General features: G+C 59.8%; 2 protein-coding genes. Both read left to right on the top strand.

The annotated features are described in order from the left end of the window. Positions 1 to 11 precede the first annotated feature (11 nt). Entirely contained in the window at positions 12 to 14,699 is a 14,688-nt protein-coding gene (locus GIW28_RS04295; RefSeq protein ID WP_236458927.1) for a two-partner secretion domain-containing protein, read from the top strand. After that, positions 14,686 to 14,919: a hypothetical protein gene (locus GIW28_RS04290; protein ID WP_099548941.1), complete on the top strand. Its 234-nt coding sequence runs from the start codon at positions 14,686 to 14,688 to the stop codon at positions 14,917 to 14,919. Before GIW28_RS04295 ends, GIW28_RS04290 begins: the two co-directional genes overlap by 14 nt. Positions 14,920 to 14,970 lie beyond the last annotated feature (51 nt).

Below are 14,970 nucleotides of genomic sequence, written 5' to 3'. Positions count from 1 at the left end.
CGAGACACAACATGGACGTTCGCCAGTTCGCCTTCCTCGTGCGCCAGCCTTCTGCTGCCGTAAAAAGCCGTTCCCACTTTTTGGGGCTGCCTAAACGCGGGTTGGCGTTGATCCTGGCCAACGCGATGTTCTGGCACCCGTTGCTGGCCCAGGCCGACGGCATTGTGGTCAGTGCGCCGGGCACAGGCCTCGCGCAGGCGGGCAATGGCGTGCCCATCGTCAATATCGCCGCACCGAATACCAATGGCCTCTCGCACAACCAATTTCATGACTATAACGTCGGTGCCAACGGCGTCATCCTCAACAACGCGACCGACCGCACCCAGGCCACACAACTGGGTGGCATCATCGTCGGCAACCCGAACCTGCGCGGCACCGCTGCCAATATCATCCTCAACGAAGTCAACGGCGGGAGCCCCAGCCAACTGCGCGGCTACACCGAAGTGGCGGGGCAGTCGGCCCATGTGATTGTCGCCAACCCGTATGGCATCAGTTGCAACGGTTGCGGCTTTATCAACACGCCGCAAGTCACGCTGACCACCGGTAAAGCGGTGATCGAAAACGGCCAGATCAGCCGCTATCAAGTCGATCAAGGCAACGTCGCCATCGAAGGCGCGGGCCTCAACGCGACCAATGTCGACCAGTTCGAAATCATCACCCGCGCTACCACCATCAATGCGCAGATCCAGGCGAAAAAACTCACCATCGTCGCCGGGCGCAACGATGTGGACGCACGCACCTTAAACCCCACCGCACGGGCGGCAGATGGCAGCCAGGCGCCAGACCTGGCGATTGACTCGTCGGCGTTGGGCGGCATGTATGTGGGCGCGGTCAAGCTGATCGGCACCGAGGCCGGTGTGGGCGTGAAGCTGTCGGGCGATATGGTCGCCGGTGGTGATATCCAGATTGATGCTGCGGGCAATGTGGTCATGGGCACAACCACGGCAGGCACCTCTGTCGCCGTCAAAGCGGCCAGCTTGCAAGCCAAGGCGGCGGTCTACGCCGGTACTGATCTGTCGGTAAAAACCCAGGGTGCGCTCACCACGCAACAAACCCTGGCCGCCAAGGACAGCATCGCGCTGGACGCCGGCGGCCGCTTGACCAACAACGGGATCATCGAAGCAGGCGTCAACGCCGATAACAGCCGCAATGCCCAGGGCGATGTACGCTTGACCGCGCAGGCCATCGACAATACCGGCAAAACCGTGATCGCCAGCCGCGACCTCAGCGTCAACAGCGGCGAACTGGCCAACCAGGGCGGTACCTTGAGCGCCCGGCGCGACGCACAGTTGACGGCCACGCAGATCGACAACCAGAACCAGGGCCGCCTCCTCAGCGCAGGCAGTCTTGGGATCACCGCCGGGCAACTGCTCAACAGCCAAGGTGGTTTGGTCACCAGCACCGGCAACCTCACGGCGGGTATCGGGCAACTGATCAACCGCAACGGCGAGCTGTCGAGCCAGGCGCAGGTCACGCTGCAACTGAATGAACTGGATAACGTCGCCGGCCTGGTCTCGGCCGGCCAATCGCTGAGCCTGAATGCGACGGGGCTGATCAATAACCAGGGCGGGCGAATTGCATCGCGTCAGACGGCACAGGTCAATACTGGCGCCCTCGACAACAGCCAAAAGGGCTCGCTCACCAGCCAAGGCTCACTGACGTTGAGCCTCAACCAAGGTCACTGGGATAACCGCAACGGCCTGATCAACGCCGGCGGTCAATTGACCCTTAACAACCTCAACACGGTCGATAACCGCCAAGGGGAAATCTCCAGCGCGCAGTCATTCCTCCTGGCCGCCAACAGCCTCGACAGCGGCGCCGGAAAAGTGCTCAGTGACCAAGGCCTGACCCTGCGTATCGCCGGTGCAATGAACAATGCGTTGGGCCTGGTTTCGGCGTCGAACCTCGACGTCAACGCCGCCAGCCTGAACAACCAGGGCGGCAAGCTCCGCGCATTTAATCAACTGACGGCGAACACCGCAGGCCTGCTGGACAACCGCGGCGGCGAGTTGCTGGCCACCGACCTGGCGTCCACCACGGGTGAATTAAACAACAACAGTGGCCGCCTGCAAGGTGATCGTTCCCTGGTGCTCAGCAGCGGCGTGGTGTCCAATCAGCGCGGTACATTGGCGGCAGGTGCAACGTTTACCCTCAATGCATCCCGCCTGGACAACAGCGCAGGCACGCTCACCAGCGACGGCGTGTTGGTCGCGGTGATTGCCGGACAATTGCTCAACCAGACCGGTCTGTTTGCCGCCAAAGGTGATGTACGCCTCAGCCTGGGTAGCCTTGATAACCAACAGGGCAGTCTCGTCGCCCGTAACCTCAGCGTGCAATCAAGCGGCCCGCTGAACAACCAGCGTGGCACCTTGCGCGGTGACGTCGCATTTAATTTGAACGCCGGCCAAGTGGATAACAGTGAGGGCGGCCGCATCAGCGCGGGCCAAATGCTGAATGCTGGTATCAGTGGTCTTGATCAGCACAACGATGGTCGATTCTTCGGCCAGGGTGACGTAAGCCTCAACCTCAATAATGGGCATTTGAATAACCAGGGCGGCACGATCAACGCCCCTGGCCAATTACTGCTGAGCAACCTCGCCAGCGTCGATAACCAAGGCGGCGAAATTTCCAGCGCCCAGGCGTTTACCCTGGCCGCCGATACCCTGAATAACCAGCACGCCAAGCTCCTCAGCGAGCAGGGTTTGGCCCTGCGTATCGCCCACGCACTGGATAACACGCAAGGCTTGATCTCGGCTAAAACGCTGGATGTACGCGCCGCCAGCCTGACTAACCAAGGCGGCACGCTCAGCGCGGGTGATGGCCTGATCGCACAGATCGACGGAGCATTGGATAACCGCAGTGGCAAGCTATTGGCGCGCACGGCGTCGGTCAACAGTGCGTCGCTGGATAACCGCGAGGGCCTGCTGCAAGGCGACGCGATGCTCTCGCTCAACAGCTCAGGCTTGATCGACAATCGCCAGGGCACGCTGTTCGCCGGGCAGGCGCTGGACATCACCGCTACGCGCTTGGACAACAGTGGCGGTAAGCTGACCAGCGACGGTCGCCTTGGCGCGTTGATCAGCGCGCACCTGCTGAACCAGGCCGGGCTGTTCAGCGCAACCGGCCCGTTGCTGGTGAGTGCGGCAAGCCTGGACAATAGTGCCAAAGGCAATATCCACAGCCAAGCGGGTGCAAACCTTGACCTGAACCACGGCCACCTGAATAACCAAGGCGGCTTGATTCACGCGCCGGGCACGCTGCTACTGAGCAACTTAAGCAGTGTCGATAACCAGGCCGGGGAAATTTCCAGCGCCCAGGCCCTGGCGTTTACCGCAGGCAGCCTCGATAACCGGGGCGGCAAATTGCTCAGCGAGCAAGGCCTTGTGGTGCGTGTTGCCGGTGCGCTGGACAACACCCAAGGCTTGGTCGCTGCCACGGGGTTGGACCTGCACGCAAACAGCCTGGTTAACGCTGAAGGCAAGCTGAACGTCCGCGATGATCTGGCACTGTCCGTCGACACTGCCCTGGACAATCACCACGGTGAAGTCATCGGTGCTACCACCACCTTGAGCAGCATGAGCCTGGATAACAGCCAGGGACTGTTGCAGGGTGACCGCTTGCTTAACGTCACTACCCGCGGCATCGCGATCAACCGTGGCGGTCGGTTTGTCAGCGGTCAGCAGGCGGCCTTGGCGATTGAGCAATTCGATAACCGTGGCGGTAGCGTAACGGCAACCGGGCCGATGCAGGTAAGCGCCACGCAACTGGATAACCGCGAGGGTGGCTTGCTCAACGCTCGCCAGTCGCTGGTGGTGAAAGTTGGTAGCCTGAATAACCAGGGCGGCGAAGTCTCCAGCCTCACCGACCTGTCGTTCAACGGCAGGCAGTTCGACAACAGCAACAAAGGTCGACTTTTAGCGAACGGCGCACTGAGCCTGAAACTGGACCAACTTAACAATCAGCAAGGCACCGTACGCAGTGACAAGAGCCTGACCCTGCAAACCGCCACACTGAACAACGACAGCGGCCGCCTCAGCAGCGGTGCGGCTTTGGATCTGACCGCCAGCGGCGTACTGACCAACCGCAGCGGCGAGCTGCTCAGCGCGATGGCGTTGACCGTGAGCAGCGCCAGCATCGACAACAGCGGCGGCAAAATGATCGGTGACGGCGCTGTGCGCATCACGACCGGCGCGTTGAATAACCAGAGTGGCGGGCGCCTGACCAGTGCTGATCGCCTGGCGTTGACGGCAGGGAACGTGGACAACCGTTTTGACGGCCACATCGCCAGTAACAAGGCACTTACCGCCAGCCTCGCGGGCCTGGACCAACGCAACGGTGGGCAGCTCTACAGCACCAGCGACGTGAGCCTGGACATGAATCAGGGCGTTCTTGATAACACCGGTGGCTTGATCCATGCGCCGGGTCAGTTGCTGTTGAAAAACCTCTCCACGGTCGCCAACCAGTACGGCGAAATTTCCAGCGAGCGTGCCTTCACCCTGGCCGCACAAAGTCTGGATAACAGCAACGGCCATGTGCTCAGTGATCAGGCGCTGACCCTCAAAGTCGACCAAGCGCTGATCAACCTCAAGGGCGTCATTTCTGCGGCAGGCCTGGCTGCTCAAGCTGGGCGACTGGATAACACCCACGGCGTATTCAGCAGTTCCAAAGACCTCGCGTTAACGTTGGCGGCTGACCTGCATAACGACGACGGCGAAGTCTCCAGCGGCGGCGCCACAGTGGTCAACGCGATGACCCTGAATAACCGCAACGACGGTCATGTGATGGGCGACATCAGCCTTGACTTGACCGCCCGCGGTGCACTGTTCAACCAGGCCGGCACCTTGGGCGCCGGCCAGCGTTTGAACGTGACCGCGGCCAGCCTGGATAACAGCCAGTCCGGCAGTCTGGCGACCGATGGCAGCCTGACGGTGAAAGTCGACGGCCTGCTCGATAACCAAGCCAAAGGTGCCGTGCTCGCCAAAGGCGTGATGGACATCCAGGCTGGGAGTGTGGACAACCGCACCGGTCGCCTGTCCGGACAGAACCTGCTGACCCTGCGCAGCAATAGCCTGGATAACCGTGGCGGCGCGGTGCGCGCCAATCAGGGGCTGAACCTGCACGTCGGCCAGCTCGACAACCGTGAAGGTGTGCTTAACAGCAAGCAGGCGCTGGCACTCGACGGCCAGTCCTTGAACAACCAGAACGGCCTGGCCAGCGCGATTGGCCCGGTACGCCTGGCCCTCGATACCGTTGAAAACGCCAAAGGGCGCATCGCCAGCCAGGATGATCTGGACGCCACGATTGGCGTGCTGAATCAGCAGGGCGGTCAGTTGGTCGCGAAGGGTAATCTGAGTCTCAACGCTGCCACCGTGGATAACCAGAACGGCGGTTTGCTCGCCGCGACAAAAGTGCTGAAACTCAAGGCAGGCAGCACCGACAATCGCAGCGGGGAAATCTCCAGCCAGCAGAGTGTCGATTTCAGCGGACAACGCCTGGATAACAGTGCAGGCAAGTTGTTGGCCGGCACTGCGCTTGAATTGGCGATGGCCGAGGTGATCAATCAGGCCAAAGGTTTGATCTTTGCCCAGGACGCTCGGCTTACCGGCACTGCAGTAGATAACACCGATGGCACTGTTGGCGCTCAGCGTGCTTTGGCGCTTCAACTGAAGGCAGGCCTGGACAACACAGGCGGCAAGCTCACCAGCGAAGGCTCGATGGCGCTGGCAGGCCAGCGTATTGACAACACCAGCGGCAAAATTTCCAGCGCAGGACCGTTGACCCTTGTGAGTGCAGCGGCGCTAATCAACCAAGGCGGCACCGTCGAAAGCGCCCAAAACCTCACACTGACCAGTGCCAGCCTGGATAACACCAACGGCCTGCTCAAAAGCCAAGGCCTGGCAACCGTTAACACCGGACAGTTCACCAACGGCATCGACGGCCGTGTGATCAGCGCCGACAAGCTCGACCTCAGCGCCACCCAGCTCACCAACAGCGGGCATATCGCCAGCGTCGGCGCAATGAATGCCAGCGTCACCGGCCTGACGCAATTGGACGGCGCCGAACTGGTCAGCACCACACAACTCAACCTTGACCTGCACCACGGCGCACTGGTCAACGCGGGTGTGATCAACGCACCGCTGCTGACACTGAACAACCTCGCCAATATCAACAACCGCGACGGCGAAATCTCCAGCCAGAACGCTTTTACCTTGGTCGCAAAAAACCTGGATAACAGCAACGGTAAACTGATCAGCAACCAGGCACTGACCCTGCGTGTCGACCAACTGCTGGCCAACCTCAAAGGCCATCTCAACGCCGCCAGCCTGGATGTGCGCAGCACTCGCCTGGACAATACCGAAGGCGTGCTCAGCGGGCGTGGCGATGTCACCCTCAGCGCCAGCCAATTGTTCGATAACCAACGCGGCAGCGTGATCGCCGACGGTGCCTTGTTGCTGACCAGCGCAACGCTGGACAACCGCAATGGCGAGATCGCGGGCAAGGCGCTTGCGACGATCAGCGCCAGCAACCTCGATAACCAAAACGGCAAACTGATCAGCACCGACGAGCTCAACCTGCGCGGCGCAAACCTTGATAACCGCAACGGTCTGGTAGGCGCCACAAAAGCGCTGAAACTTGACGTGCAGACGCTCGACAACCGCACCGGCGAATTGACCGGCAACGCCGACGTCAGCGTCACCGGTCAGCAGCTCAACAACAGCGACAAAGGTGTGGTGTTCGCAGGCGGTACGTTAAGCCTTGCAGTCGATCAGGTCATCAACCGCACCCTCGGCGAACTCAACGGCGAGCGCCTGACGCTGACCGGCTCCATGCTGGACAACAACGGCGGCAAGCTGCTCAGCCAGCAATCGCTGAAGCTGGATCTCGCCGGTGATTTCGATAACAGCCAGGGTGTGCTTAGCAGCGAAGACGCATTGGCCGTCAAAGCCCGCAGCCTGAATAACAGCAAAGGCAGCCTGTCCAGCGCCAATGGTTTGAGCGTCGCCGTCACCGACAGCCTCAACAACAGCGAAGGCAAACTGGTCACCGACGGCGGCCTGACACTGCAAAGCGCCAATCTTGGCAACCAGCAAGGCATCATCAGCGGCAAAGGCCCGGTCACGGTCAGCACAGGCGAGCTGAACAACCAAACCGGCCGCCTCAACAGCGGCGACACCCTGGCCCTGACCACCGCACAGTTGACCAACGGCGGCAGCATCGGCAGCGCCAAGACGCTGACCGCCAGCGTCACCGGGCTGGATCAGCAGGGCGGTAAGCTGTTCAGCAACGCTGGCTTGAGTCTCGACCTGAACAACGGCCAACTGAAGAACCAAGGCGGATTGATCAACGCTATTGGCCCGCTGACGCTTAACAACCTCAACAGCATCAATAATCAGAACGGTGAAATCTCCAGCGCCCAAGCCTTTACCTTGGCCGCGCAAAGTCTGGATAACAGCAACGGCAAGCTGCTGAGTAATCAGGGCCTGACCCTGCGCGTCAATCAAGCCCTGGCCAACCTCAAAGGCCTGATCGGCGCCGCCAGCCTCGACGCTCACGCAGGCTCCGTCGACAACCGAGGCGGCACTTTGAATAGCCGCAGCGACTTGCAACTGACCAGTGATGGCCTGCTGAACAACCAGGACCAAGGCTTGATCAGTGCCAAGCAAACCCTGAATCTCAACGCCGCCGGCCTCGACACCGGCAACGGCGGTGAGGTCTCGGCCAAAGGTGTGTTGACCGCGAACCTCAACGCTCTGGCCCTGGCGGGCGGTCGCGTTGTGGGTGAGCAGGGAATGACCCTGGACCTCAACAACAGTGATTTGGACAACCGCAACGGTCTGCTGCTGACTAACGGCCCGCTGACCCTGAAAAACCTGGGCGACCTTAATAACCAGGGCGGTGAAATCTCCAGCCTGCAAAGCTTCGCTTTGAGGGCGCGCAACCTGGACAACCGCGCCGGCAAGCTGATCAGCAGCCAAGTGCTGACTGTCAACGCGGACGCCATGAACAACACCGCAAGAGGCCTGCTGTCCGGCTGGCAAGGTCTGAACGTCAGTGGTGGCAACCTCGATAACCGTAACAACGGCACGCTCTCCAGCCGCAGCGGTGCAATCGATGTGCGCCTGAGCGGCGCGTTGCAAAACAACAACGAAGGCGCGCTGGTTAGCCAGGGCCGCTTGGGCGTCAGTGCCGCCAGCCTGGATAACAGTGGCAAAGGCGTACTTTCCAGTGGCGATGGGCAAACGCTTATCGTGACCGGTGCGCTGACCAACGCCGATGGCGGTTTGATCGAAAGCGGCACCACGCTGGATCTGCAAGCGGTAACACTGACCAACCAAAGCACGATCAACGCCCAACAAGCGATGACCGTCACCGGCACCGACCTGAACAACAACAGCGGCACGTTGGCCACCAACGGTCGCCTGACCCTCAACCTGCTCGGCACCCTCAACAACAGCGGCGGCAGCATTGCCAGTTCCGGCCCACTGCTGCTGCAACGGGCGATGCAGGTCAACAACGACGCCAAGGGCAGAATCATCAGCCAAAGCCTGCTGACGCTGTTCGCCGGTGGCCTGAACAACAGTGGCGGCGGCACCCTTGCCAGTAAGGATCGTGTCGCGATCACCAGCACCGGCATCGTGCAAAATACTAACGACGGCCTGATCTATAGCCAGGACGCCGACGTGCAATTGAACGCAGTGGGATTGAATAACGCCAAGGGCAAGGTTCAGGGCCAGACCGGCCTGAGCCTGGGCGTCAGCGGTGACCTCAATAACCAGGGTGGCACACTCCAGGCCCATAGCCTGAACCTGACTGCCAACCGCCTCGACAACCAGAACGGCTTCATCGCTGCGCAGACCGGCGATGCAGTGGTCAATGCCAACTACTTCGCCAATGCCAACGGCGGGGTGTATGCCACCGGCTTGATGCGAGTCAATGGTGCACAGCTGGACAACAGCGCCGGGCAAATTGCAGGTCGCGCGGTTGAGCTGAGCGCTGGTGGCGCGTTGATCAACCGCAGCGGTGTGATTGAAAGCGATAGCTCCCTGAGCGTGACAGGCGCCAGTGTCGACAACCAAGGCGGGCAACTGCGCGCGCTGGGCCGTAGCGGCAAAACCAATTTCCAGCTCGGCGGTGCGTTCGATAACCGCAATGGACGACTGGAAACCTCCAACGCTGACCTGACCCTGAATGCCGGCAGCTTCCTGAACCAGGGCGGCAGTCTGCTGCACGGCGGCACCGGCACTTTTGATATCGCCACCGCCAACCTGATCAATGCCGGCGGCAATCTGGTGACCCGTGGTGGCCTGACCCTGGCCGCAGACAGCTGGACCAACAGCAGCGTGATCCAGGCCGGGCGCCTGACGGTCAACGTCAATACCTTGAACCAGACCGCCAGTGGCCAGTTACTCGCCTCCGACAGCCTGACGGGCAACGGCGGCAACTGGAATAACGATGGCCTGATCGCCAGTGACGGCACGGCCAATCTGACGCTGGCCGGCAGTTATGGCGGCAATGGGCGCTACAGCAGCCTGGGCAACCTGGGCTTGAGTGCCGCGCAGATAACCGTGAATGAAGCCGCCAGTGTGGCAGGCGGCGGCGCTTCCCAACTGACCACCGGGGGCCAACTGCTCAACCGGGGGCGTTTGACCTCCAGCAGCGACCTGCGCATCAACGCCGGCAGCATCGTTAACACCGGCACGTTGGGGGCTTCACAGAACCTGGTGCTGACGGCACAAAGCCTGCTCAACGACCACGCCGCCAGCGGCATCGGCGCACGTGGTTTCCTGTTCAGTGGCCAGGATTCGACCTTCAACCTCGGCAGCCTGACCAACAACTATTCGGATATCTACAGCCTGGGCAACCTTACGGTGGCCGGTGTAGCCGCTGGCACTCTGGCGCAGAGTGTGCGTAACGTTTCTGCCAGCATCGAGAGTGTGGGCGACCTCAGACTGTCGGCCAATGACGTGGTCAACGAGCGCGAGAAATTCACCCTCAACCAGCAGCTGACCTCGGTGGGCGTGAGCATCCGTTGCACCCAGCATTGCAGCGGCGGTTGGAGCGACCGGCGCCCGGCGGTGTCCCTGAGCCGCACGGTTGAGAGTGTGATCGAAGCGAACTCGCCTTCCGCCACGATCAGTTCGGGGCGCAACATGGTGATTACCGGTCAGAACTTCACCAACCGCTATAGCGTGGTGTCGGCTGCTAACGATCTGTCGATCAGCGGCGAGAACATTCTGAACCTGGCGGCCACCGGTGGTTCCGGCTCCCAGAGCCAGGAGTACGGCGGCATTACCAAAATCTCCAAAGGCCAATACAACCAGATGGTCGCCGCGGTGCAGGCCTATAACCGTGCGCACCCGCAGGGTTCGCCGGTGGATGAGGCGGCGTTTGCGGCCTTGATGACGCGGTTCAGCCCGTCGCTGTTTCCCGGCATCAACCAGCCCATCGCGGTACAAGGCGGCACCCAGGTGGTGGCCCCGGCGATTATTCAGGCCGGTGGCAACGCTGCGCTCACCGCCAGTAAAAGCATCAACAACATCAACGTGATCAAGACCGCGCTGGCGGTTGATGGCCGTTCGCTGGACACCGGCGTAGGCGCCAACAAAACCCGGGTGGTAGTGCTCAATGCACAATTGCCGCCCGACCTTGCCCAACAGCAGGTCAACCCCTTGACCCTGCCGGGCTTCGGTTTGCCCAGCGGGCAGAACGGATTGTTTCGTTTAAGTGGCCAAAGTGGCACTACGGGGCAGGCAGGTGCTGGTAATCAGGATTGGACGCTGGGCAGCGCCAGCCTGGACCCAAGCCAACGCCAACAAGCCCTGCCTGGCGCCCACGAACGTGTGATTCAGGTGGGTGGCGCGGCGCAAGTGACCACCAGCACGCGCCAAGTTGCCGTGGCCGCTCGTGAAGCCGGTGTCGTCAACGCGGTTGCCAGTGCCATTGATACCGGCGCCGTGGGCAGCGCCGATGTGCAGCCCCTGCCACCGGGTCGCACCAGTGGCATAGACATCACCCGCGTCGATGGCATTGACGCCCGCAATCCTACGGGTGTCCCCCAGCCTGCGGTCGATGGTTCGCGGCCGGGCATCGACCTGCCTGCCGTAACGCCAGGCGATAGGGTTGTGCATACGTCATCTGACGGGGCTCTCCCTGATCTGCGTGTGCCGGGCTTGTCGACCGTTGCGCGCAGTGCAGACGTTGCTGCGATCGCACCGCCGGATACCCAACTGCCGGGCCTTACCCCGGCGGCCCACGACGTACCCGTTGTCGGTAACGTACAGCCACCGCAGGTCAGCCAACCCACGGCATTGGCCAGCCAAACCATCAGCCGCGTCCAGGGGCTGCCGGAAAGTCGTGCCGTATCGCAACCGCACAAATACCTGATCGAAACCAACCCGGTACTCACCGACCTCAAGCAATTCATGAGCTCGGACTACCTGCTGCAAGGCGTGGGCTACAACCCGGACGAAAGCTGGAAGCGCCTGGGCGATGGCCTCTACGAACAGCGCTTGATTCAGCAGGCCGTGCAAGCACGCACCGGCCAACGCTTTATCGACGGCCAGACCACCGACGAAAAACTGTTCAAGTACCTGATGGACAACGCCATCAGCAGCAAGCAGCAACTGAACCTGTCGATGGGCGTCAGCCTCACCTCGCAACAGGTCGCGGCGTTGACGCATGACATCGTGTGGCTGGAAGAGCACGAAGTGAACGGTGAAAAAGTCCTGGTGCCGGTGCTGTATCTGGCCCAGGCCAACAACCGTCTTGCACCCACCGGAGCCTTGATCGCGGGTAACGACCTGAACCTGATTGCCGGCGAAAACCTGGTTAACGCCGGCACCCTGCGGGCCACCAACAACCTGTCGGCCAAGGCCGCCAATGACTTGACCAACAGCGGGCTGATCGAAGCAGGCAACCGCCTGGACCTGCTGGCGGGCAACAATATCGTCAACAAAGCCGGAGGCATCATCAAAGGGCGCGATGTGACGCTGACCGCCATTAATGGCGATGTGATCAACGAACGCAGCGTGACCGGTTGGGATGACAAAGGGGCAGGGTACTCGCAGCATCGCGATTATGTGGATAGCGCTGCGCGGGTTGAGGCGGCGAATGATCTGAGTATCAAGGCGGGGCAAAACGTAACCAGCGCAGGCAGTGGTTTGCAAAGCGGTCGTGACATGACGATCGTCGCCGGGCGCGATGTGAGCTTCGTGTCCGCCGAAGAGCAAAACGCGATGGACATGGGCAAGCGTCTGCAAACGAGCAGCGCCACGCAACATGGCTCAAGCGTTGAGGCGGGGCGCGATATCAACGTGAAGGCGGGCCGGGATATCACGGCGATTGCCAGCCAAATCGATGCGAAACGCGATATCAGCATGAGTGCAGGCGCTGATTTGATTCTGGCTTCGGCGGCGGATGAGGAACATTCCTCTAGAAAGAGCAAAAAGGAGAAGCGTCAGGAAGATCATGTGAGCCAGGTGTCGACCACGCTGAATGCGGGTGGGGATGTAACGCTTGGTGCGGGTAAGGACCTGCTAATGACCGCCAGCCGCATTAGTGCGGGGGATGAGGCTTATCTGGTCGCGGGCGGCAACCTGGGCTTGCTGTCGGCTGAAGACAGCGATTATTCGCTGTATGACATGAAGAAGAAGGGGAGTTGGGGCTCTAAGAAAACCCAGCGTGACGAAGTGACTAAAGTCACCAACATCGGCAGTGAAATAAAAACCGGTGGCGACCTTACGATTCAAAGCCAGGGTGACCAGAAGTACCAGGCGGCGAAGTTGGAAAGTGGCAATGATCTGACCATTGCCAGTGGCGGTAGTGTGACGTTCGAAGGTGTGAAGGACCTTCATCAGGAAAGCCACGAGAAGTCCAATAACAACGCTTTTTGGGTGTCATCCAAAGGCAAAGGCAATACCGACGAAACCGTGCGTCAAACGCAAATGGCCGCTGCAGGCGCTATTGCGATCAAAGCGGTGGATGGTTTGAAAATTGATGTGACGCAGGTCAATCAGCAAACCGTTAGTCAGTCCATTGATGCAATGGTCAAAGCTGACCCGCAATTGGCATGGATAAAGGAAGCGGAAAAGCGTGGCGATGTAGATTGGCATCAAGTCAAGGAGATCCACGACAGCTTCAAATACAGCAATTCCGGGCTTGGTCCTGCGTCGCAGATCATTATCGCGATCGTGATGGCTGCGGTCGTAGGGCCGATGGCTGCGGCTGCGGCGGGTGGTGGTGCTACGGGAGCGGCGGTGGGTGCGGTTGCTTCAAGTGCAGCGACTAATGCAAGCGTCAGCGTTATCAATAACCGGGGCAATCTTGGGGCGGTGTTCAAGGACGTCACCTCGTCGGATGCAATGAAGGGCTACGTGATATCGGGTGTAACGGCAGGCCTGACGGCGGGTCTTTTCGATGGTTGGACAGGCACGCAGACCAATCCAGGCACGGGAGCTGTTATCACTTCGCCAGCCCTCAACACCTGGACCGGCGTTGGGCAGTTTGCGGCGAACCAAGCCTTGCAGAACGGCACGTCGACGCTGCTGAGCAAAGCGCTCGGGCAAGGTGGTGACTTTGGTGATGCACTCAAAGGCGCTTTGTTCAACACGTTGGCAGCGGCAAGCTTCAATGCTGTGGGGGATTACACCAAGGGCAAACTGACTGATGGCTACCCGCCGAAGATATTGGTGCATGCGATGGTCGGTGGGTTACTTGCCCAGGCCACCGGTGGAGACTTCAAGACCGGCGCGCTGGCGGCGGGTATTAACGAAGCGGCTGTAGTTCACTTGGATTCGTTGGTTAGCGGTGATAAGAATCTGCTAGCTATGAGTTCTCAAATAGTCGGTGTTCTGGCGGCAGCTTCGCAAAAAGATGCTGATGCGAAGTCCATCGAGAAAGGTGGATGGATTGCGAAAAATGCTACCCTCTACAATCGTTCTGCACATAAAGATGAAATTGACGCTATACAGCAAGAGACTGAAAAAGGAGATTTCAAAAAAGAAAATCTCGAAAAAGCGACCTGTTTTCTGACGAAATGCTGGGCGGAGTTTGAACGAGGCGGCGAAGAGTACCGTAATAAATACCTTACGGAGTCAGATATGGCTGGACTCAGTAATGAACTTACGTGGGCGCAAGTGCAGCAAGAAAAAGGGCTGTTTAACTATAGTTTTTTTGATCGTCTGGCTGACGGAACAACGTCCGATGTAATCCCAGTCGGAAAAAGTGCAGTCACAGCGGGGTTGGGTGGCATGACCGTGAGTGCAGGCGTTACGCTATGCGCCACTGCTGCGGGCTGCTTCGTGGGCGCTCCCATGAGTGCGTTTGGAGCAGGTAATGTCTTGGAAGGAACCACGGGGATGTACAACCATTTCTGGGGGGATGAGCCTAAGAGCTACAACCCTGTTAAGTCGGCGTTTGACTTGATTCCAGGTGGCTATGGTCCATTGGTCTACCAAGGGGCGGATACGTTACTTTCCGCCGGTGCTGGCTTTGGGAAAGTCCCTCTCGTGATGGGGGCTTCGGATGGGTTGAGGAAGGGTTCGATCTTCGGGGTTTTGGTTCCGAAGATGGATAATAATTTTATCATTCCGCTGTTAGGTACGAAAACGCCATTTGGTACTGCGCTGGGTGTGTATGTCGGCGGAGTGGGTTATAAGGGCTACGGCTTTTACGAGGAGGCTAAGGGTGACGGTAAGTAAGTTGATGTCTTCGGCGATAATGGCGGCGGGTATTTTAGTCGTAATGCTTTCCATAGGCTGCCTGCTGGCATTGTTGCCAGTCCTGTTTATTTCCGCAGGGTTTGAGGTGGAATTTGATGTGGTATTTGTATGGTTGGGAATGCCATTTTCGATTTTGTTTGCGTTGAGTTGGTTTTATAAGTATGCAGACTTCGCAAAATCAATCATCTTTAGGCGCTAGTCAGGCGTGCCTGTGAGCACGGCTTGGATAACAAGACGGCCCGCAGAAGTG

The sequence above is a fragment of the Pseudomonas sp. PA-5-4B genome (genome assembly GCF_021606215.1).
Taxonomy (GTDB): Bacteria; Pseudomonadota; Gammaproteobacteria; order Pseudomonadales; family Pseudomonadaceae; genus Aquipseudomonas; species Aquipseudomonas edaphica.
This window is presented reverse-complemented; position numbering and strand designations above follow the sequence as displayed.

Bases quoted from the DNA above. Each gene is read 5' to 3' on its own strand.
- GIW28_RS04295 (WP_236458927.1), top strand. From the start codon at position 12: ATGGACGTTCGCCAGTTCGCCTTCCTCGTGCGCCAGCCTTCTGCTGCC.